This window comes from Lysinibacillus sp. VIII_CA, from assembly GCF_049943995.1.
GTDB classification, from domain to species: domain Bacteria; phylum Bacillota; class Bacilli; order Bacillales_A; family Planococcaceae; genus Lysinibacillus; species Lysinibacillus pinottii.
Genome location: NZ_JBNFXM010000004.1, coordinates 72,494 through 94,751 on the forward strand (window position 1 = coordinate 72,494; position 22,258 = coordinate 94,751).

Below are 22,258 nucleotides of genomic sequence, written 5' to 3' on the forward strand. Positions count from 1 at the left end.
AATGTTAAAATAATATAAATTCAGAATATTCTATAAAATAGGAGGTCCTTTGCATGACAGTAACTAGTTTAAAAACAACCAAATCGTATGTGCGAGATCGGCAGGCGGTCATCGCGTTAACACAAAAGCTAGTACGAATTGAAAGCGTTTACCGCGAGAATGATCCAAAGGGTAATGAAGAGGAGGTAGCACACGTAGTTGCGGCATATTTAAGGGATATTGGCATTGAGACGCATGTAGAGGAGGTTGTGCCTGGCCGGCCGAATGTTATTGGTATTATTGATTCGGGCAAGCCTGGGAAAACATTACTTTTCGAGGGTCATACAGATGTTGTAACGGAAGGAAATCGAGATGCATGGGCATATGATCCGTTTGGAGCAGAGATTGTTGAGGGGCGTATGTACGGCAGAGGAACAAATGATACGAAGGGGAATCTCGCATGTATGATTACTGCCTGTCAATCACTACTACTAGATCAGGAAGAGTTTACAGGCAAGATTATTTTATGTATTCCTTGTGATGAAGAGGGGCTCATGCTGGGCATTAAACATTTTATTAAAAACGGCTGGGCAGACGGAGTAGATGGGGCTATTATTTGTGAGCCACAGGAAAACAATGTATGCATTGCACAGCGTGGGGCGATTCGTTTACAGGTTGATATTTTCGGTAAGATGGCATATGGAGCAATCTCGTGGAGTGGCATTAATCCGAACTGGCGTATGGCACGATTGATTGTAGAGCTGGAGAAACTAGAAAAAGAGGAGCAGGCTCGGTTAGGACGTGACCCAATGCTGAATTGGCCATCTATAACACCAACGATTTTACGTGCGCCTGTTAAAGGAGATGCACAAATCAATGTCATTCCTGATCACTGCATGACGACACTTGATATTCGTACGGTTCCTGCCCAAGACCATGATGAACTACTAGGAAGAATCGAATCCATTATTAAACGATTACAGGCAGATGATCCGGATTTTAACGTGGAACTAACGATTCTTGATAATCGACCTGCTACAGCAACTGCTAAGGAAGATGCTGTTGTACAGGCCATTTACGAGGCAGTAGCAGAGGTGACAGAGAAGGAGCCAAAATATAATGGTGTTCCTGGTGCTACAGATGGTACGTTTCTTCATGTCCATGGGATTCCAATAGTGACGGTTGGTGCAGGAGATCGTGAAATTCCTCATCAAATCAATGAATATGTAGATATTGAAGAATTGGCAGAAACAACTGCCATTTATCGTTTAGCGGCATTAAAATTTTTGGCTGGTGATGTCCAATGACAACGATAAAAATTGCAGTTATACCAGGCGATGGCATTGGAAAGGAAGTCATGCAGGAAGCATTAAAGGTTATAAAATGTGTGCAAGAACGGGATTCATCCTTACAAATGACAACGACGGTTTTTCCGTGGAGCTCTGAATACTATTTAGCGCACGGCTGTATGATGCCAGAGGATGCACTTGATACACTACAAAAATATGATGCGATATTATTTGGAGCAATTGGTGATGCTCGCGTACCAGATGATGTCACGGTATGGGAGCTCATTATGCCGATTCGTAAAAATTTCCAACAGTATGTGAATTTCCGTCCCATTAAATCTTTGCCTGGGATATCCTCACCTCTAGCTGGCGAGAACGAGATTGACTTTGTCATTTTCCGCGAAAATGCTGAGGGCGAATATTCGGATAGTGGTGGTCGACTGTATCTACAGCAGCCACAAGAAATGACGATTCAAAATACAATTATGACGCGTATTGGAATTGAAAAAATTGTTCGTGCAGCCTGTGAATATGCTCAGCAGCAAGGGAAAACCAAGCTGACAAGTGCGACAAAATCTAATGCAATCATACATTCCATGAAATTTTGGGATGAGCATACAAGAAAAACAGTGACACAAATTGCACCAGAATTACAGCTTGAATCCATTTATATCGATGCATTAGTCGCTTATTTTGTCGAACGACCACAGGAATTTGAAGTTGTTGTGGCTTCCAATTTATTTGGCGATATTTTATCTGATTTAGGCTCTGCCATTGTTGGGGGGCTTGGGCTGTCGCCGTCTGCAAACTTAAATCCAGAGAAGAAATTTCCGTCTATGTTTGAGCCTGTGCATGGTTCCGCGCCAGATATAGCCGGCAAGGGTATTGCCAATCCAATAGCTCAAATATGGTCGCTTGCCTTACTTCTTGGACATCAGGGAAGAAAGGATTTAGAACATTTGATTGTCCAAGCTATTAGTAAAGTACTGGAAGAAGGCGTCGTGAAAACGGCTGATATTGGTGGACAAGCAACGACGGCACAAATGGGCGATGCGATTTGTCAGGAAATCAGTCATATGTCTGTAACAGCGGGAGGTGTATAGTATGGCAACTGAGCCAAAGGTGATTGTTGTGACAGGAGCAGGTGGCGGAATGGGACAAGCCATTATTGAAGAGCAGCTTAAGCAGGGTAATCTGGTCATAGGACTTGATTTATCCATAACGGCGCTGTCAAATTTAACCCATGACTCCCTGCAATGCTTTGAAGTTAATGTATTGCAGGAGGAGCGAGTGAATGCCATCTTCCAGGAAATTTTTAATAAGTATGGGAGAATGGATGGACTTGTCAATGCACTAGGGATTGCACAAGCTGCTACGCCCATTGAGCAAGTAACAATGGATGATTGGAATCGCTTAATGGATGTCAATGTAAAAAGCTTATTTATAACAGCAAAAGCAGTTGTCCCCTTTATGAAAAAACAGCAAAAGGGTTCTATTGTGACGATTGCTTCAATTTCAGCAGTACGTCCAAGACCTGGCTTACAGGCCTATATTGCGTCAAAAGGTGCAGCGGAAAGCTTTACGAGAGGGCTAGCGATTGAGCTAGCACCAGACCAAATTCGTGTTAATACGATTCATCCTGGACCTGCTGATACACAAATGCTTGGGCAATTTGCTGCACAAGGGGCAGATGTCGAGCAAACCAAGCAAAGTGTGTTTGTGCAATCTGTCCCACTAGGGCGATTGGTGAAGCCTTCTGATATAGCAGGAGCTGTCAGTTATTTATTGTCTGATGCAGCTAGCATGGTCACTGGGACGACCTTACATGTAGATGGTGGTCGTGGATTATAGGAGGGGTACGATGAAAAATATTCCTATGTTGATTAATGGGGAATGGATTTATGGGGATGCAGAAGTATTGCTAGATGTTGAGAATCCTTCAACCGGAGAAATCATTGCGCAAATTAGTAATGCAAGTCAAGCGCATGTAGAAGAAGCGGTGCGATCAGCACGTAGAGCCTTTGAAAGTGATGAATGGCGACAATGGAAGGCTTTTGAACGAGGTCAGTTATTAATTGACTTCGCTCATTATATTCGTCAGCATGCCGAAGAATGGAGTTTACTAGAATGCCGGGACGTAGGAAAACCTTTAACACAAGCAAGGGCAGATATTGAAGCGGCGGCTCGTTATTTTGAATTTTACGGTGGAGCGGCTGATAAAGTGATGGGGGATACGATTCCAATTGAGGATGGACTATTGAATGCAGTAGTACTGGAACCCGTTGGTATTACGGTACATATCGTGCCATGGAACTATCCGGTTCAAATTACAGCACGAAGTGTCGCTGCGGCGATTGCTACAGGCAATGCAGTTATCGTGAAAAGTGCAGAAGATACACCACTTACTACACATGCCATTACGGAATGGCTTGCAGAGAAACTGCCTACAGGAATCTTTCAACATATTACGGGCCTGGGACGTGATGTGGGTCCATATTTAACCTCACATCCTGATATTAATCATATAACCTTTACGGGCTCTGTTCCTACTGGAATTGCAGTGATGAGAGCGGCAGCAGAAAATGTGGTCCCTGTAACATTAGAGCTTGGCGGAAAATCACCCAATATTGTGTTTGCGGATGCCAATATGGAGCAAGCATTAGAGGGCGTTGTAAGGGCTATTATTCAAAATGCAGGGCAAACATGCTCTGCTGGGGCTCGACTACTCATTGAAGAAAGTATAAAAGATACATTTCTCCCACAATTAGTGCAAAAATTTCAAGCGATACAGGTGGGGCCTGGTGAGGCGGACATGGATATGGGGCCATTATTAAATGAACGTCAGTATACAAAAATCACTACATTATTACAGCAAGCTAAAAAAGACGGCTATGTCATCACTGGCGGGGAGCCATTGACGATTAAAGGGTATGAAAATGGCTTCTATGTGCAGCCAACTATACTAGATGGAGTACAGCCGAATGATCCTTTAGCACAGGAAGAAATTTTTGGGCCTGTGTTGACGGTTTTAACATTTGCTAGCGTGAAGGAAGCCATTACTCTAGCCAATAGCACAGAATATGGCTTAGTTGCGGGTGTGTGGTCACAGAATATTGATACAGCTCATTATGTGGCAAGTCGTGTGCAGGCAGGACAAGTATTTATCAATAATTATGGGGCAGCTGGTGGTATACAAATGCCGTTCGGAGGCTATAAAAAAAGTGGCATTGGTCGAGAGAAGGGCTTTGTTGCTCTGCGGAACTATACGCAAATGAAAAATATTGCCATACGCTATGCACCACCTATTCAACGCTAACAGGGAGGGACGCCTATGGAACATGCAAAAGTTAAAGAAGTGCTCTTAGAGGTCAATCAATTATCCATTCGATTCCATTTGAAGAATGGCAAAGAGGCCAAGGTGGTAGATGATGTGAACTTTACCATTCATAAAGGAGAAACGGTTGCATTGGTGGGAGAATCAGGCAGTGGCAAAAGTATTACATCGTTAGCTATTATGCGTTTACTGCCAATCCCTCCTGGGGAAATTACAGCAGGAAGCATCCACTTAAACAGCAAAAATTTATTAGCCTATAAAAATAAAGAGATGAGCCATATTCGTGGCAATGAAATTAGTATGATTTTTCAAGAGCCCATGACCTCCCTAGACCCAGTATTTACTATCGGTAATCAAATGGTAGAGGGCATTCGAAGACATCAAAAGGTTTCAAAAAAAGATGCTTGGCAAAAAGCACTACAATTATTACAGGAAGTGGGGATTGCTAATGCGGAGAAGGTAATCGCTGAATATCCACACCAATTATCGGGGGGGATGCGGCAACGCGTCATGATCGCCATTGCGATGTCTAATAATCCTCAGCTATTAATTGCGGATGAACCGACTACAGCATTGGATGTAACCGTACAGGCACAAATTTTAAAGCTGATGATGAAAATGAAGGAGGAGCATCAATCAGCCATTTTATTTATTACTCATGATATGAGTGTTGTTGCAGAAACAGCGGACCGTGTCATGGTCATGTATGCAGGGCAAATAGTGGAGGAAGCTCCCGTAAGAGAGCTTTTTTTAAATCCCCAGCACCCTTATACGATAGCACTGTTAAAAACAATGCCGAGTCTTGAAACGGAGGTCACAAGGCTGCCATCGATCCCGGGCACTGTGCCCCCAGCATATGCCTTACCAGAAGGTTGTCGGTTTGCACCGCGCTGCTCGCATGCCATGGCGCAATGCCATCAGGATAGTCCGACCATACACCATATTCAAGAGACACATAAAGTGCGCTGTCATTTATTCACAGAGAAGGAGGAGCTGGCACATGACGGAGAAAGAAGTTTTACTGGAAATTAATCATTTAAAAGCTTACTTTCCTGTGAAGCGCAAGTCTATGAAAGAAGAGAAAAAAATGGTCAAAGCGGTCGATGATATTTCCATTGAAATCTACCGAGGAGAGACGCTAGGTATTGTAGGCGAATCTGGATCAGGAAAATCTACATTTGGACGAACGATTTTAAAGCTCGTTGAACCAACAGCTGGGGAAGTATTGTATAAGGGACAGCCAATCCAGCATTTAAAAGGGAATAAGCTTCAATCTTATCGCAATCAAATGCAAATGATTTTTCAAGATCCCTTTGCCTCTCTAAATCCTAGAATGCGCATTGGAGCAATTATTGAGGAACCAATGAAATTACAATTAACGTTGACGAAGGAACAGCGCAAAGAGCGCGTGAAAGAATTGTTACAAAAGGTTGGACTTCCTGAAGATGCGATGCATAAATTTCCACATGAATTTTCAGGAGGTCAGCGGCAGAGGATTGGGATTGCAAGGGCTCTTGCGATTCGCCCTGAATTCATTATTGCGGATGAGCCAGTATCGGCATTAGATGTGTCTGTGCAATCACAAGTCCTAAACTTAATGATGGATTTACAGGATGAATTTCAGTTAACTTATTTATTTATTTCCCACGATTTAAGTGTTGTGAAGCATATAAGTGACCGTGTGGCGGTGTTGTACTTAGGGCGGGTTGTGGAAATTGGGACGAAGAAGGAGCTATACGCTCATCCATTGCATCCTTATACACAAGCATTGCTATCTGCCATTCCAGTCGTCCATTTTGATGAGCCAAAACAAGAAATACTTTTACAAGGTGAACTACCTAGTCCAATCAATCCACCTGTTGGCTGTGTGTTTCATACACGTTGTCCATATGTTATGGAAAGATGCCAGCACGAGAGGCCTAAGCTTCAGGAGAACAATGCAAATCAGCGCGTCGCTTGCTTTTTATACGATTAATAATCTGAATATTTAATTTATTTCGAATTGAGGTGTTGGTATGTTTGGTAATATTACCGATGTTCCAGGGATCAAGGTAGGGCATCGTGAAAACGAAGAGGGGATTACAGGCTGTACGGCACTATTAATGGAAGGCGGGGCAGTGTGTGGGGTAGATGTTAGAGGGTCTGCACCAGGTACTCGTGAAACGGATGCTTTAGATCCTATTAATGAAATTGATCGTGTGCATGGTATTTGTCTGTCAGGGGGCAGTGCCTTTGGGTTAGATGCTGCCACAGGAGTCATGCGATTTTTAGAGGAGCAAGGAATTGGGGTTGATGCAGGTGTTGCCAAAATTCCAATTGTACCAAGTGCCGTCCTCTTTGATTTATTTATCGGTGATCCTCAAGCTCGACCTACAGCACAAATGGGCTATGAAGCGGCTCAAGCTGCGCAAGTAGGTTCATTTCAAAATGGCAATATTGGCGCGGGCTATGGGGCAACGGTAGGTAAATTAGCAGGACCAGACTTTGCCATGAAGGGTGGACTTGGCAGTGCATCATTTGCGGGTAAGGATGGGCTTATTGCTGGGGCTATTGTGGCTGTTAATGCAGTGGGAGATGTCAAACATCCTCATACACGGCAAATTTTGGCGGGAGCGAGAAATCCTCAAACAGGACAGTGGCTGGATTGCTGTGCCTATCTCGAACAGCATGCACAATCAGAGGCACTTGCTGGCACAAATACAACCATTGGCGTAATAGCGTTGAATGCAAAATTAACAAAGGCAGAAGCAAAAAAGATTGCCCAGCTTACACAAAATGCACTCGCCCGAACGATTTATCCTGTCCATACGATGCTTGATGGCGACACTATTTTTGTGCTAGGTACAGGAGAGCAGACATTTGCGCTAGATTATTTGGGACATTTAGCGACTAAGGTGATGGAGGAAGCTATTCTTGCTGGTATTCAAGCGGCAGATAAATTGGCAGGGGTGGAAAGCTATACAAGCATTCAAAAGATAAGCACTTAGGAGAAGGGGGAACGGCAATGAATTTGAAAAATAGTGGGGTAATACTCTTCATGTTCGTGATGGCATTCATTATAAGTGCATGTTCAAGTGATGGAGCGAAAGTATCGACGAGCTCTAATAGTTCTGATGGCCAAACTACAGCAGATGTACCGCAGGAAATTGTAGTACGTGTAAATGATGATCCGGATTTTTTAGATCCACATAAGGCAACCGCATCCATTTCATATCAAATGATTATGAATTTATTTGAAGGATTAATGGCACCAGAAACAAATGGTTCTTTAAAAGAAGGACTTGCAGAGAGCTATGAGGTTTCAGAGGACGGTTTAACATATACATTTAAGATTCGCCAAGGAGTGAAATTCCATAATGGTGATGATTTAACGATAGAAGATATTCAATATTCATTTGACCGTTTAATGGGGAAAAACGGTGGTGAAAAAATGTCCAATAACTTTGATAACGTGGCATCAACTGAGGCACCAGATGCCAGCACATTTGTGATTAAGTTAAAGAATCCTAATTCTAACTTCCTGTATTCATTAACGGCAAGACAATCAGCAATTATTCCTAAAAGTAATGATGGGAAGCATAATGAGAATCCAATCGGAACAGGTCCTTTTGCCTTTGTGAAATACGCGCCAGGGACAAATTTAGAACTTAAGAAAAATGAGAACTACTGGCAGGAAGGCTTACCTTATTTGAATAAAGTTACGTTTACCTTCCAATCGGATGATCAAGCAGCGATTATGAGCTTGATGGCAAATGAGGTTGATTTAACAAGTGTGCCATGGCATCGTGTGAGTGAGGTTGAAGGGAGCTACCATTTAACGCATCAAAATAATAACTCATCCTTAATCATTACATTTAATGAAACAAAGGCTCCATTCGATAACGTAAAAGTGAGACAGGCTATGAACTACGCGATTAGTAAATCCGATATTATTGATTCGGTATTTGCGGGCTATGCTGTCCCACTTGGTTCAAATATGAGTCCAGCGATGGGCGATTTCCAAAAAAAGGGCTTAGAAAGCATGTATGAACGCGATATAGAAAAAGCAAAGGCGTTATTGGCAGAGGCTGGTTATCCGGATGGCTTCAAAACAAAAATTACGGTATCTTCACACAATGATATGTATTCGAATATAGCTCAAATTGCAGTTGCGAATTTACAAGAAATTGGTGTTGATGTGGAAATTGAGGTGGTGGAGTGGGGAATTTGGCTAGACCGTGTTTATTTTGGTCGTGACTATCAAATGACAACGATTGATTTAACAGGTCGTGCATCAGCCTACGAGGTTTTAAATGATTATATTTCTACAAATGATAGTGAAAACTTCTTCCTATTTAAAAATGACGAGTATGACAAAATTATGACTGATGTGCTAAAGGAAACAGATCAAACCAAACAAATTGAGTACTACCATCGAGCACAGGAAATTTTAGCTGAGCAGGCTACTGCGGTTTATATTGCTGATTACCAAATTGTTTGGGGTTCTGACAAACAAGTGACGGGGCTGAAGAGCTATCCATTCTGGTTCCATGATATGTCAGAGGTTCAATTTTCAAACTAGGAGAGGATGAGTGCCCATGATGTATATTCTACGTCGAATCATCCTGTTAATAACAACCATCCTGCTTGTATCCATTATTACATTTGGTGTTTTTCAAATATTACCTGGAGATCCGGTTCGAACAATGCTGGGGACAGAAGCGGATCCCACACAAATTGAAAATTTACGATCTGAACTCGGCTTAGATCGTCCTCTTTATGAACAATATGTGGATTGGATGAAGGGCTTATTGACAGGTCAGCTAGGTGATTCCATTCGTTTTTCAATGCCTGTAAAAGATTTATTATTTGATCGACTTCCTGTCACTATGTCGTTGGCAGGGATTACCCTACTCATTGTTTTAGTCATTTCCTTACCTTTAGGGATGTTTGCGGCAAGAAGACAAAATAAAATAAGTGATGTGTCGTTATCTACTGTGACACAAATTGGGATGGCTGTACCATCCTTTTGGCTAGGAATGATGCTTATTCTTTACGTTGGCTTACAGTTTAGCTTCTTTAAAATTAGTGGTTATATACCATGGACACAAAGTGTTGCTGGGGCGCTTAGTACGCTCCTTCTCCCAGCCTTAACCATTGCGATACCACAAATTGCTGTGAACTTCCGCTATGTGCGTACCGCTATTTTAGAGCAGGTTCAGCTCGACTATGTACGGACAATTCGTAGTAAGGGAATGTCTGAACAAAATGTCATGTATAAGCATGTATTGAAAAATTCAATGATTCCGATTTTAACCGTATTTGGCCTAATTATGGCGGAAGTTGTAGCGGGGACGATTATTGTGGAGCAAGTATTTTCTTTGCCTGGTATTGGACAGCTTCTCATAACGGCTATTAGTAACCGTGATTTTCCACTTGTACAGGGGATCGTTATGTATATTACGGTCGCTGTGGTCATGATAAATTTTATTGTCGATATTTTATATTCTGTATTAGATCCTAGAATCCCATTACATTAAGAGGTGGATACAATGAAACAGCTACAACGTTATACTAAAAAACTGAATTTATCCATTGGTCTCCTCGTCATTGTCGGCTTTTTGCTCGTCATGCTGGTCAGCTTTTTTTATACACCACATGATGTCAACGCCATGAACATACCTGAGAAATTGCGTGGACCAGGTGGTGCTTATCTTTTTGGGACAGATGAATTCGGGCGTGATATTTTTAGCCGGATTATGAAGGGGACACAAACAGCTTTCGCCGTTGGGCTACTAACTGTAGGAATTGGGACATTGTTTGGTATTACCATAGGAGGAATTGCAGGTTATGTTGGTGGCTGGGTTGATGAACTATTTATGCGAACAATGGACGCTTTAATGGCGTTTCCTGGCATTATATTAGCATTGATGCTAGTAGCGGTATTTGGCCCTGGGATTGTCAATACGGCCGTAGCCTTAGGCATTATCGCCATCCCTGCTATTGCTAGAATTGCACGGAGCGGATTTGTCCAACAACGTGATTCAGAGTATGTATTGGCAGCCAAATTAATTGGTGTCAAGCCTCATAGCATTATGTTTCGTCATATTTTACCTAATATATCGTCGCAAATTATTGTCGCTGCGACTGTCACATTTGCTACTGCAATGTTAGCAGAGGCAGCACTAAGCTATTTAGGGCTTGGTGTTCAGCCACCAAACCCTAGCTGGGGCAGAATGTTAAAAGATTCACAGGCTTATTTAATCGGTGCCCCTTGGTATACGTATGCGCCTGGAGGAGCCATCACGATTCTTGTTCTTGGCTTATATATGCTTAGTAACGCTTTACGTGATTTTATGGACCCACGTTCAAAATCGTAATAAATCAGGTGCTGTTTTCTGCAAAAGTTCATAGGCCTTGACGGCAATTTCAATGTTTAGTCGATGTGGCGCTTGTAAAAAATCAGCACCGAATATACTTTCTAGTCGTTCAATGCGTTTATAGAGCGTTTGACGGACGATAAATAATTGCTCTGCCGTATCATTTTTAGCTCCATTGCAAGCTAAATAAACAGCTAATGTTTGGAACAAATCATGGCCGTTTTTTTGATCCAGTAATAATAATTCTAGCAAGTAATCTTTCACAAATTGTAATAGGGTGGTTTGCTCTTGCTGTAATAATAACCGGAAAACGCCTAAATCCTTATAATAAATGGAGCTAGTCAATTGATGATGCTGCATTTGGATAGACGATTTAGCCTCCTTATAGCCAAGATGGACACTTTCTATTGTTTGATAAACATTGCTTATCCCACAGGTAAGGGTAAGCTGTTCAAAAAATTGAGATGCCTTTCTAGCAACAATTTGTGATATGGCTTGATTGAAGGAATCTCGATTATCCTTCATATAATCTGCAGCTATATAGAAGGCTAAAATAATAATCTCATGCTGTCGTACTGAAACGGTAGGGAAGAATCCTAGCTTCTTTAAGATGGAGCGAACATACATGGCATTTTGTAATTGTATTTCCTGCCACTCTTCCTCTGGCACTGCTTTGGCTTCGTCATGTAGATTGAACACGACGACACGGTAAAATAAATTCCGACTTTCAATCGGTAAATAGCTTTGGTAGTATGGGACATCCACAGGCTGGCCTTGAATTAATGCAAGAATGAACTCATCCTCACGGCTTTGCTGACGTTCCTGAAGCATGCGATTTCTCATTAAAATTTGGGCAATGGACATCGTAGCACGTTCTAAGTTTAATAAGGTGTAATCACTCGGTTTGGGCAGTTCAGAATGCATACATAGATAGCCCCAAACTTGTCCAAGACCATTTACTGGGATAATGACAAAATGGTCCTTGTCAATTGATAAAAGATGTAAGGGCTCTTGTAGTTCTAACTGCTGACAATGTTCTTCCATCATACGTAAGTGTTTTTTAGCTTCGACTGGATAATAAAAGCTTTTTGTATCTTCGGAGACAAATAAAAATAATGCCTCGGTATCTTGATGAAGGACTTGTAAGATTTTTAAAATCCCATTGGGCATTAACGATAATTCCATAAATGTTTTAGAAAGGGTATCGAGCTGTGTAAGTGCCTGTTGGTGTTGGTTAATTATGTACGTATGTAAATCTTGTGTAATATCGATAAAGCGAACTATTTCTTCAAAGACAATGATTGGAAAATGATGCGCATTCGCCATGGCAATCAGCTCCACAGGGACATGATCAAAATAGTCTCCAATTTCAATACAAAGCCCTGCAGCTTCGTTCCGAATAAGGTTTTGTAAGTAAGCAATTTGCGTTTCACGCTCTAACTGTAAACCGACCCCAGTAGTTAAAATGAGTTCACCACCATTAATTAACGTATCAAAATCTTTAATTTCTAAAATATGTGTCCACAGAACTTGTCGTTCAAGGCCATGGTGTCCTGCTATAAGCTTCGCTGATTCAAAATGTTTGCGCTTAAGGACATCACGTACGAGTAGAGGATGTTTGGACATAATTTAGCACCTGCCCTTCGAATGTACAATGTCTAATTTTTATTATGTTTGAGAAGTCAGAAAATTTCAACACGAATGAGTGTATATAGTAAAAATTGACGAAAGGCAAAAAATACATCTAGGATACACGATTGGAGGTCATGAGATGGAAAAGGAACGAAGTGATCAGTTCACCCATACCTTACAGCACAAAGATCGTGAAAACATTTGGCACCATATGTCCATTTATAACGAGCATACTCCAGTCATTATTGAACAAGGGGAAGGAGCATGGATAAAAGACAGTTTAGGCAATCGATTTTTAGATGGCATGTCAGGCTTATGGGCAGTCAATGTGGGTTATGGACGTGAGCGACTTGCTAAGGTCGCTTACGAGCAATTAAAAAAACTATGCTATGCCCCTTTAACACAGAGCCATGAGCCTGCTATTAGATTAGCTGAAAAAATCAACAGCTTACTAGAGGACGACTATATGATGTTTTATTCGAATAGTGGTTGTGATGCAAATGAAATAGCGTTCAAGTTAATACGACAATTCCATCAACAAAACGGGGAAGGGACACGCTATAAAATGATTGCTAGTTATCGAGCCTATCATGCTAGCTCGCTTGGAGCATTTGCCGCTACAGGCCAGGCATTACGTAAATATAAATATGAACCATTAACACCAGGCTTCCTGCACGTTGCCCCACCCGATCCTTATCGTCGTCCTAAAGGTCAATCAATGGAAGTATATAATTTAGCAAGAGCGCGTGACATCGAAGAAAAAATTATTGGGGAGCAAAATGAAACGATTGCCGCTGTTATTATGGAGCCATTCATAACAGGTGGGGGTGTCTTAATTCCACAACAAACATATGTTCAAGAAGTAGAGCGCATTTGTAGAAAGTACGGGGTGTTACTTATTATCGATGAAGTTATTTGTGGTTTCGGGCGAACGGGTAAGCTGTTTGGCCATCAACATTTCGGTATTCGTCCAGATGTTATTACAATGGCTAAAGGACTTACTAGCGCCTATTTACCACTATCAATTACAGCAGTAAGAAAAGATATTTATGATAAATTTAAAGAGATCGACGGCTATAGTCATTGTCGACATATGAATATGTTCGGTGGTAACCCGGCAGCCTGTGCTGTGGCATTAGAAAATATTAAGATCATTGAAGAAGAGGGACTTGTACAGCGTTCAAAAGATTTAGGAATTCAACTACTCCATGACCTACAAGACTTATTAGAGTTACCCTTTGTTGGAGATATTCAAGGGCTAGGGTTGCTCGTTGGTATAGAGCTTGTTGAAGATAAAGCCTCACAAAGACCTGCAAAGGAAGAAAGGGTGGCAAGCATCATTGCTGAGTGTAAAGCGAATGGCTTAATTGTTGGGAAAAATGGCGGTACAGTGGAGGGCTCCAATACTATCATTACGTTAAGTCCACCGCTTTGCTGTACCGATGAAGATCTTGAATTTATGGTAGCTGTTTTAAAAAGAGTATTTGCCGCCCATGTCTAATACGAGGCGATTCCAGAGCAGGGGAATTCAGGAATCGCCTTTAATAGTGTCGCTTCTGCCCTTTTTTTACAGATTCCCAATCAATTTCAATGTTTTGTAGAACTCGCTTGAGTAAATGGTGGATGCTGTCGACTTCATCGCTAGAAAAACCATCAAGTGCTCGTTTATTAGAATACTCGCCTTCCCGCTTTAAAAATGGATAGATGTCTAAGCTTCTATTGGTTGGAAAAAGTAATTTGTTTTTTTTATTTCCTTGATCACTACGTTTTTCAATAAAGCCTTTTGTTTCTAATTTTTGGATGGCCCTAGAAGCAGTTGTGCGATCCACCTTCAATAGCTCTGCCACCTTTTCTTGAATAATGCCAGGATTTTCGCAAATTCGGATAACATATAAATATTGACCCTTCGTTAAATCCAATTCCTTAAATTCTATATTACTAATCGAGTCTAAAGCCCGTGCGATAGCACCTATTTCACGTAAGATTTCTTTCATTTTCGATCCTCCTGAGATTTTTATTGTATTTGCAATAAAAATCGTTCTATACTAATAGTATCATCTTTGGGTGAAAATTGCACCTGGAGAAGAGGATGATGGTAGTGAAACGAGGAGGAGTATTCATGAGCATAAAAAAAGTAACAACTGATGCAGACTTACAATTAGCATTTGATTTTAGACGAAAAGTTTTTATTGAAGAGCAACAAGTACCAGAGGTAGAAGAGTTTGATGAATTTGATTCACTGCAAGCACCATGTGATCATATTCTTGTGTACTATAAGGAGCAGCCAGTGGGAACGGGTAGACTGCGTGTAGTCGAGGGCTATGGTAAACTGGAGCGCATTTGTATAGTAGAAGAGTTCCGTAAATTTGGACTTGGCAAAGAAATTATTATTGGCTTAGAGCAAATTGCCCGAGACAATGGCCTCACAAAAGCTAAATTAAATGCACAATCGTATGCAGAGGGTTTTTATGAAAAATTAGGCTATAAGCGTGAAGGGGAAGAGTTTATGGATTGTGGCATTCCCCATATTTTAATGAAGAAATACTGGTAGATGTGCTAGGGATTGAAAAACAGATAGAATTTCCACCCACACTTTATTGAAGTGAGTATGATGTTCAATCAAATAACGATAACGGATTCAGATGCATCAATACTTTGTCATACAATAATACCTCCTCCTGTTGACCTTGGGAGGAGGTATATTAGTGTTATGAATTTTGGATATGGGTTTCAATGATCCATAAAGCTCCGTACGTCATGGGGTTGCAAATCTACAACTAATTTTAGCAATTCGTTTATTTCTCTTTCACAACCGTACCGGCAAAGCTATCATGAGGAAGGCATTGTCCATGCTGTTGCTCAAATGCCTGGCGATTTTTTAAATAGTCAAATGAACTGATTGTATCCCGATAAGCTATACGTTTTAAAATTTGACAGTCTGATAATTCACGACCATCTGCATTTTCCAGTACTAGTCCCGTAGCTTTATAGCCAATGGTTTGTCCACCTTTACGAAGCTGTGCGTACTCTAATGCCCATAACATGACTGTCGGTGTAACGAGTGCATGAACCACCTCATTTTTCACTTTCTTCCGTAGAAAATACTCCACGCCCAATGTGACAGCCGTTGAAATAGCAGTATCCATTAAAAAAGCAGCAGCTCGTTTTTTTGTAATCGATTCCATGCAGGTCCTCCTCCCATTGATTTCTCACCAGTACATACGGAAAATAAGAATAAAAGGTTTCAAATTATTTTAGATTCATTCTAACGGTAGTTCAGGATAGGAGGGAATCGCCCCGTGCTTCATTGTCGTGATTCCTGCATAGCGATTGGCAAAAGAAAGCAGGGATATCGCATACTGTTCACAATAGGCTACCAAATGATCGGCAGATAATTGATGTTGAAGGAATTGACTTAATATCGCCCCAATAAAAGCGTCCCCAGCACCAGTCGTATCAACTGCTTGTACATTCTCAGCATGGACCTTACGTTGACATTTCTTTGTATATAATGTTGCGCCTTCTGCTCCATGAGTAATAATAATGGTCTCCAGATGCCCCTGAAATAATGTGTGCACAGCCGAAAATTCTTCCTCGATGGCTGTTAAAAATAACAGTTCTTCATTCGAAAGCTTTACAATATGGGCTTTTGGTAAAAAAGCTAGAATCGTTTCTCGACAAGCCGTCTCATCCTGCCATAAAGGCAATCGAACATTCGGATCAAAGGAAACGATGCTGCCTGCTTGATGTGCCTGCTCGATAAAAGCTAAATGGGCTGATTTCATTGGACTGTCAACAAGATTAACTGAACAAAAATGAATGATATCTTTGTTAGTTAATAGTTGTGATGGGAGATACTCTTGTTTGTACAATAAATCTGCAGCATGGCGTCGATAAAATTGAAAATCTCGCTCGCCCGTTTCAGAGAGTGCTACAAAAGCAAGGCTAGTTTCTCCCTCAGTAGTTTGTCGAATATATTGTGTGTCCACACCTGCCTGCTGCAAAGTCTTCTTCAGAAAATCACCAAACGCATCCTGACCTATTTGTGTTAGGAGGGCTGCCTGTTGACCAAGCTTGGCACATACTGCTGCGACATTTGCAGGGGCTCCACCAGCATGTTTCGTGAAATGCTCGATTTGTACTAGGTCACCATGCTGCTGTGTTGGTGTAAAATCTATTAGCAATTCACCAATTGTAAAGAGTTTGCCCATTAGGATACCTCCTGTGGTAGCCGTTTTTTCTTCGGGGTATAGATCGTGTAGAAAATCCCGCCGAAGATGAATAAAATGCCCAATGTTTGCATAAAGTTCGGCATAAAATCAAGCAGCAGCATATCGAGTAAAATGGCCACTACAGGGTCGACGAATACTAAAACGGAAACTAGAATAGTAGTAAGACTGCGAATACTATCGAAAAATAAATAATATACAAATCCAGTATGAATAAATCCTGTGCCTAGTATATAGAACCAATTGGTTGTAGTTAAACCTTCAAAGAGTGAGAAATCGATGAAGGGCAGTAGAATCAAAATGCCAACTGTTGTTTGTATATACGTTAAGGCATAGGAGCTAAGCTTTGTAATGGTCTTGCTTGTCAGCATGGTAAGAGCATAAAACACCGCTGACAATAAAGCCCAAACAAATCCTGATTGCATAAATTCAGAGAAAGATACAAAGTTTTGAAGACCCATGATAAAAATACTACCGATAAAACAAGTAATAGTTGCCACAAGTGCTTGGATGGTCATTTTTTCTTTTAAAAAGATAGCACCTAAAATTAAGACAAAGATAGGGGCTAAATTATAAATAGAAATGGCAATCGAAATAGACATTTCCTCAAAGGCTTTAAATAAAAATACCCAATTTAGTACTAAGAAAACGCCACAAATAATAGTTTGAATTACTTCTTTCTTCTCCCATTTTTCTGTTTTATGTCCACCAGTGATGAGCCACAATCCTCCTAGAAAGAGGGTTGCACAAATACATCTAACAAAGACGAGCTCTGTTGCAGGAACTCCAGTATGAACAGTAAAAAAGCCGATGGAGCCAAAAAGTGCCATTGATACGGTTAGTTTAATGATGGCTGAAATGTTCATACAAAACCTTCTTTCTGTTTTTTAGTAAATGCGAAAAGGAAAGGGGATAATCCCTATCAGCATACTTTTTGCTATAGCATGACATTATTCGCGAATTTGCCCATTGCCATATATAAAATATTTTGTAGAGGTGAGAGCAGGTAATCCCATAGGGCCCCGCGCATGTAGCTTTTGTGTACTAATACCAATTTCTGCGCCATAGCCAAATTCAAAACCATCCGTGAAGCGGGTCGAGGCGTTATGATAAACTGCAGCCGCATCAACATTAGTTAAAAACGTTTCCGCCACCAATAGATCTTCCGTTATAATGGCTTCAGAATGATTTGTCCCATAATGATGAATATGCTCAATGGCCTCGTAAACATTTTCAACTAATTTAACGCTTATTTTTAAATCAAGGAACTCAGTCGCATAGTCTTCCTCAGTAGCTGGGAGCGCTCCAGAAAATGCCTCGCATACTCGCTCATCACCAATAATAGTAACACCTGCTTTATGGAGCGATGATAAAAGTTGCGTGCCATATGTTTTAAACCATACAGGGTGAATTAGTAAGCTTTCCGCAGCATTACAAACAGAAGGACGCTGTGTTTTGGCATTTAAACAAATTTTTTCTGCTTTTATGTAATCCGCCATTTGGTCCACATATATATGACAATTGCCTGCACCTGTTTCTAATACAGGGACAGAAGCCTCTCGGACGACCAAGTCAATAAGAGCCTTGCCGCCTCGAGGTATTAATACATCCAAGTACTCGTTTAAATGAAATAATTCTTTAGCGGTCTCACGGCTCGTATCCTCGATTAATTGGACAGCTTCTGTTGGTAGAGACGTCTTCGCCAATGCACGATGAATACTTGCTACGAGAGCATTATTTGAAAACTTAGCAGATGAGCTCCCTCGTAAAATGACGGCATTTCCTGTTTTTAGGGCAAGTGTCGCGGCATCAACCGTAACATTTGGTCTTGCCTCATAGATCATTCCAATGACACCAAGTGGGACCATGCGCTTTTCGATGTGTAGGCCATTACCTTTATCTATACGTTCGATAACTGTGCCAACTGGGTCCTTGAGAGAGACAAGTAAATGAATGGCATCAGCCATCGCTACTATGCGTTCTTCATTGAGCATGATGCGATCTAATGTAGAAGAGGGCATCCCCTGTTGCTCTCCATTGATAAGGTCTTTTGCATTTTCTTCTAAGATGTCTTGTTGGTCCATCAATAGCTGTTCAGCAATTTTAGTCAGCGCTTCATTTTTCTCACATGTAGTTTTAATATTTAACATATAGCTAGCGGCTTTGGCACATTTTCCCTTTTCTTGAATTTCACTTACCATGTTCAGACCTCCTTATTTAGTTTGAATTTTCAGCCATTTATCCCTGTGAATGACCTCAATCGGGCATTTCGATAATGTATTTGTCCGTTTGCCCATAGCGGACAAAAGTTCTTGTGATGAATACAGCACCTCACCACGTCCTAGTAAACCTTGTTCACAATACACTTCAACTACATCACCATTGTTAAAATCACCTTCAACCTGAAAAACACCAGCAGGTAACAAGCTTTTGCCATTGACCATTAGTGCTTGTTCAGCACCTCTATCTATAAAAATTTTACCAGATATTTCCGCGAGTGCAATCCACTGTTTATGATTCTTTAACACGGCTAGGTCATCATGTCCGACATAAGTTCCATCACCACGCCCTGCTAAAATATCAACAAGCTTTTGAGCGCCATAACCTGTTCCGATAAAAACTTTAACTCCAGCCTGTAAAGCTGTACGGGCAGCCAGTAGCTTCGATGCCATGCCGCCTGTTCCAACCTTTGACCCTGTGCTGTCTGCAAAGTCTAACAAGTCGTCCGTGATGGACGTTAAATAATCAATTCGCTCTGCCTGAGGGTTTTTGCTAGGGTTGGCGTTATATAAGCCATTAATATCTGTTAATATGATGAGTTGATCTGCATGAACAAGTCCACTAACAAGGGCAGACAGCATATCATTGTCGCCAAAGGTTAGCTCACTTATAGAAACGGTATCATTTTCATTAATGATAGGTAGCATCGAGCGCTCAAGCAATTCCTCGAAAGTAGCATAGGCATTTTTATAGCATTCTTTTTTAGAAAAATCAGTGCGCGTCAGTAAAATCTGAGCAGGCAATATATCATAAATACTAAATAATGCACTATACGATTGAATAAGTAAGCTTTGCCCTACAGCTGCTGCTGCCTGTTTGCCCTTTACCGTAACAGGACGAGCCGGGTAGCCAAGCTGTTTAAAACCTGCTGCTACTGCACCTGATGACACAAGTAATACATCATGTCCTTGTTTTTTCAACTCCGCGATTGCCTGAACATGATCCATTAAACGAACTTTATCGATTTCGCCTTTTGCATTTGTTAAAGAGCTACTCCCAATCTTGACGACAATTCTCTTTTTTTCCACCACACTACCTCCAATTGTCAAAAATAAAAAACCCTTTTCATCCTAAAAAATTAGGACGAAAAGAGTTGCTTTCCGCGGTACCACCTACATTGAATATCGTGCGACATTCCACTTTCCTCATAACGCTAGAGACTGCGCCTAGTTTAGCTAGGACGATAGACGAAGTAGGTTCATTAGTCTTTTCTTGCACAATGTCTTGCAGCCGATGGACATCGTTCTCTGTTCAAGCAGATACTAATTACTGATCTTCGTTCGTTTTCTCATCATAAAGTTTTTCAACTATTGAGTAAAGAATGCACTACTTCCAAAAGCCTGTCAAGATGATGAGGGAAATTACTTGAAAGTTTTGATAAATTGAGAAAAAAAGATAGAAAGGGCATGAATTTTTTATTTAAACCACCAAATGGCGATGAAAAGAGGGAGCATTGCTAGCAACATTACAAAGAAACTCCATAGTACTTGTTTTCCCGAGGACATGTTTTTTGGCTTTATGCTCATTTGTTCATAAAGCTTGTTAATGGCACGTTGTTCTTTCGCATAAAGCATTGCTTGAAATTCCTCGTAATCTTGAATATAGCTAGATGGAGGACGTGGACTAAAGCGTAAATCTCTAATAGAGTCCGTAATATCTATGTCATTCATCCAATAAGTGATTACAGGAGCTAAGCCTGTATTCTGTGTAGCTTTCACCTCAATGTCATGGGACTTCATTTTATAGTACACCTCACCGTGCTCGTCTTCATACAGTGAAACAATATCACTAACTGCCACTAATAATCACCTCTTATTGAATTCATCTATTGTATCATGAGTTTCTTCTATTATAATGGAATAAAGAAGAAAAGTGTTGTTTAAGCGAGCATTAATGGTGAAACGTATGTTCACGAAAAAAATTTAATAAAGTCATAAACTTACAGCTAAAGGCAAGTACGGCATGTAGTATAATGAAAATAGTTTGCTGAAAGTAGTGAAGGAAGGGCATTATTGGAGATTTCCATGATGCAATGAGTCATTTCGATAAAGGAGACCCATTTACCTCGTAATCTTATTTTATATGATATAGAAAAGGGATAGTTTTTTCTTTGCATTGTTACCACAGTCTTCAATTCATCATTTGAACATATTGGGTTTTAAACGCTGATTTTGGGTATAGTATTTTTAGGTACAAGCATTATTAATATTTTTATTGTTTAGTATGATTGCAGGGAAAGTTAGATCCGTCATGATTGGAACGCCTGTGATGGCTAAGCAATTAATATGGTTCAAGGTATCCTCTTTACATTTATCGGGATACAGATTGCCATTAGCATAACAGTAGGAGGAATTCACATGGCTATTTTACATATAACTTTTAGCTTAGCAACCCAGGGTTCCATGAAGCTTGCTATACGCCAACATCTTTTGCAACGTAATGAATCAGTTTTAAGTGTTCATGATGATTTCTCTTTTGGACCTCTTCACAGCTTAGAAGAGCGCATAGTATGGTTAAACACTCATATTTTGAAGGATAATGAAGAACAGCAATTATACGTAGATATGTATGAAAGCTGGAAGAAAAAAATGGCCGAACTGCCATGTGATGTGGATGTTTGGGTTTGGTATAGTCAAAATACACATGAACAGATTGGTCTACGCTATGTTATGAGTGAGTTTATTCATAAATGTAGCATGGTTTATGGGATTGACGTAACAGATGGACTGAAGCAAATTCAACCTCATCTCGATATTCGTCATACAGGAGAGCTTTCCTCAGAAATGCTGATGAAGCTTCGTCCTTACGCAAAACGATTTTCAGTTCAGGAATGTCAACAGCTTGCCAAGGAATGGGAAGACCTTAAAGAGCATTCAAGTCCACTCCGATTGTGGAAAGAGGGTATTGTACATGTCGAGGAAGATGCACTGGATACGCTCATCATTGCCAGTGTGAAGGATTTGCATGTACAATATAATGAAGAATGGCTTTTACTTATGCCTATAATCAGTACTATTAGTGTTGCCTTGGATGATTATATTAGTGATGAATTCATGATGAAACGAATAATGACTATGATTGAGCAAGGCTTCTTGCAGATAGAAGGAGATTTAACGGATTTTCATTCCTGTAGGGTGAAGTATATAGACGTATAAT

At 40.7% G+C, this 22,258-nt stretch carries 21 protein-coding genes; 13 read left to right on the forward strand and 8 right to left on the reverse strand.

The annotated features are described in order from the left end of the window. Positions 1 to 53: 53 nt before the first annotated feature. Genes ACP3VS_RS07630 through ACP3VS_RS07675 form a run of 10 tightly spaced genes read left to right on the forward strand, consistent with a single transcriptional unit; the run spans position 54 to position 10,961 of the window. Positions 54 to 1,286: a M20 family metallopeptidase gene (locus ACP3VS_RS07630; RefSeq protein ID WP_426388505.1), complete on the forward strand. Its 1,233-nt coding sequence runs from the start codon at positions 54 to 56 to the stop codon at positions 1,284 to 1,286. Next, positions 1,283 to 2,371: a tartrate dehydrogenase gene (locus ACP3VS_RS07635; RefSeq protein ID WP_197150697.1), complete on the forward strand. Its 1,089-nt coding sequence runs from the start codon at positions 1,283 to 1,285 to the stop codon at positions 2,369 to 2,371. The genes ACP3VS_RS07630 and ACP3VS_RS07635 overlap by 4 nt, the downstream gene beginning before the upstream one ends. Position 2,372: 1 nt before the next feature. Next, positions 2,373 to 3,119 carry an SDR family NAD(P)-dependent oxidoreductase gene (locus ACP3VS_RS07640; RefSeq protein ID WP_197224944.1) on the forward strand — a complete coding sequence of 249 codons (747 nt, stop codon included), beginning with the start codon at positions 2,373 to 2,375 and terminating at the stop codon, positions 3,117 to 3,119. A 10-nt stretch (positions 3,120 to 3,129) separates the two neighbouring features. Continuing rightward, a complete protein-coding gene (locus ACP3VS_RS07645) occupies positions 3,130 to 4,584 on the forward strand; it encodes an aldehyde dehydrogenase family protein (protein ID WP_325881378.1) in 1,455 nt (484 codons plus the stop codon). Positions 4,585 to 4,599: 15 nt separating this feature from the next. After that, the gene (locus ACP3VS_RS07650) at positions 4,600 to 5,634 is read left to right on the forward strand and encodes an ABC transporter ATP-binding protein (RefSeq protein ID WP_012293871.1); all 1,035 of its coding nucleotides are present in this window, start codon (positions 4,600 to 4,602) and stop codon (positions 5,632 to 5,634) included. Further along, complete coding sequence (locus ACP3VS_RS07655) at positions 5,603 to 6,577, forward strand: ABC transporter ATP-binding protein (protein WP_012293872.1); 975 nt, start codon at positions 5,603 to 5,605, stop codon at positions 6,575 to 6,577. Before ACP3VS_RS07650 ends, ACP3VS_RS07655 begins: the two co-directional genes overlap by 32 nt. Positions 6,578 to 6,617: 40 nt before the next feature. Further along, positions 6,618 to 7,589, forward strand: coding sequence for a P1 family peptidase (locus ACP3VS_RS07660; protein WP_012293873.1), 972 nt, complete (start codon positions 6,618 to 6,620; stop codon positions 7,587 to 7,589). 17 nt (positions 7,590 to 7,606) lie between these two features. Next, positions 7,607 to 9,163, forward strand: coding sequence for an ABC transporter substrate-binding protein (locus tag ACP3VS_RS07665; protein ID WP_036161273.1), 1,557 nt, complete (start codon positions 7,607 to 7,609; stop codon positions 9,161 to 9,163). Between the two features lie 16 nt (positions 9,164 to 9,179). Next, positions 9,180 to 10,121 carry an ABC transporter permease gene (locus ACP3VS_RS07670; RefSeq protein ID WP_426388506.1) on the forward strand — a complete coding sequence of 314 codons (942 nt, stop codon included), beginning with the start codon at positions 9,180 to 9,182 and terminating at the stop codon, positions 10,119 to 10,121. A gap of 12 nt (positions 10,122 to 10,133) precedes the next feature. Then, positions 10,134 to 10,961 (forward strand): ABC transporter permease, encoded by an 828-nt coding sequence (locus ACP3VS_RS07675; protein ID WP_031419555.1) that lies wholly within the window; start codon positions 10,134 to 10,136, stop codon positions 10,959 to 10,961. Here ACP3VS_RS07675 and ACP3VS_RS07680 read toward each other — a convergent pair. Further along, positions 10,950 to 12,587 carry a PucR family transcriptional regulator gene (locus tag ACP3VS_RS07680; protein ID WP_031419557.1) on the reverse strand — a complete coding sequence of 546 codons (1,638 nt, stop codon included), beginning with the start codon at positions 12,585 to 12,587 and terminating at the stop codon, positions 10,950 to 10,952. The two genes, ACP3VS_RS07675 and ACP3VS_RS07680, sit on opposite strands and share 12 nt — an antisense overlap. Before the next feature lie 145 nt (positions 12,588 to 12,732). Here ACP3VS_RS07680 and ACP3VS_RS07685 point away from each other — a divergent pair, with 145 nt between their 5' ends. Beyond that, on the forward strand, positions 12,733 to 14,094 hold the full coding sequence (locus ACP3VS_RS07685; RefSeq protein ID WP_197150700.1) for an aspartate aminotransferase family protein: 1,362 nt from the start codon (positions 12,733 to 12,735) through the stop codon (positions 14,092 to 14,094). 40 nt (positions 14,095 to 14,134) lie between these two features. On the opposite strand, the gene ACP3VS_RS07690 is transcribed toward ACP3VS_RS07685, so the two are convergent. After that, the gene (locus ACP3VS_RS07690) at positions 14,135 to 14,587 is read right to left on the reverse strand and encodes a MarR family winged helix-turn-helix transcriptional regulator (protein ID WP_012293879.1); all 453 of its coding nucleotides are present in this window, start codon (positions 14,585 to 14,587) and stop codon (positions 14,135 to 14,137) included. 125 nt (positions 14,588 to 14,712) lie between these two features. On the opposite strand from ACP3VS_RS07690, the gene ACP3VS_RS07695 reads away from it, so the two are divergent. Further along, entirely contained in the window at positions 14,713 to 15,144 is a 432-nt protein-coding gene (locus tag ACP3VS_RS07695; RefSeq protein ID WP_031419559.1) for a GNAT family N-acetyltransferase, read from the forward strand. A gap of 244 nt (positions 15,145 to 15,388) precedes the next feature. On the opposite strand, the gene ACP3VS_RS07700 is transcribed toward ACP3VS_RS07695, so the two are convergent. From ACP3VS_RS07700 to ACP3VS_RS07725, 6 genes are all read right to left on the reverse strand, one after another. Then, positions 15,389 to 15,778: an RDD family protein gene (locus ACP3VS_RS07700; protein ID WP_036215531.1), complete on the reverse strand. Its 390-nt coding sequence runs from the start codon at positions 15,776 to 15,778 to the stop codon at positions 15,389 to 15,391. Positions 15,779 to 15,853: 75 nt separating this feature from the next. Beyond that, positions 15,854 to 16,804, reverse strand: coding sequence for a carbohydrate kinase family protein (locus tag ACP3VS_RS07705; protein WP_012293882.1), 951 nt, complete (start codon positions 16,802 to 16,804; stop codon positions 15,854 to 15,856). Next, the gene (locus tag ACP3VS_RS07710; RefSeq protein WP_036215533.1) at positions 16,804 to 17,688 is read right to left on the reverse strand and encodes a DMT family transporter; all 885 of its coding nucleotides are present in this window, start codon (positions 17,686 to 17,688) and stop codon (positions 16,804 to 16,806) included. The genes ACP3VS_RS07705 and ACP3VS_RS07710 overlap by 1 nt, the downstream gene beginning before the upstream one ends. An 84-nt stretch (positions 17,689 to 17,772) precedes the next feature. Then, positions 17,773 to 19,023: a glutamate-5-semialdehyde dehydrogenase gene (locus ACP3VS_RS07715; RefSeq protein ID WP_031419562.1), complete on the reverse strand. Its 1,251-nt coding sequence runs from the start codon at positions 19,021 to 19,023 to the stop codon at positions 17,773 to 17,775. Positions 19,024 to 19,035: 12 nt separating this feature from the next. Beyond that, on the reverse strand, positions 19,036 to 20,130 hold the full coding sequence (proB, locus tag ACP3VS_RS07720) for a glutamate 5-kinase (protein ID WP_031419564.1): 1,095 nt from the start codon (positions 20,128 to 20,130) through the stop codon (positions 19,036 to 19,038). Between the two features lie 387 nt (positions 20,131 to 20,517). Continuing rightward, on the reverse strand, positions 20,518 to 20,901 hold the full coding sequence (locus ACP3VS_RS07725) for a hypothetical protein (RefSeq protein WP_012293886.1): 384 nt from the start codon (positions 20,899 to 20,901) through the stop codon (positions 20,518 to 20,520). Between the two features lie 558 nt (positions 20,902 to 21,459). Between ACP3VS_RS07725 and ACP3VS_RS07730 the strand changes: the two genes are divergently transcribed. Then, the gene (locus ACP3VS_RS07730) at positions 21,460 to 22,257 is read left to right on the forward strand and encodes a DUF1835 domain-containing protein (protein ID WP_197224951.1); all 798 of its coding nucleotides are present in this window, start codon (positions 21,460 to 21,462) and stop codon (positions 22,255 to 22,257) included. Position 22,258: the final 1 nt, after the last annotated feature.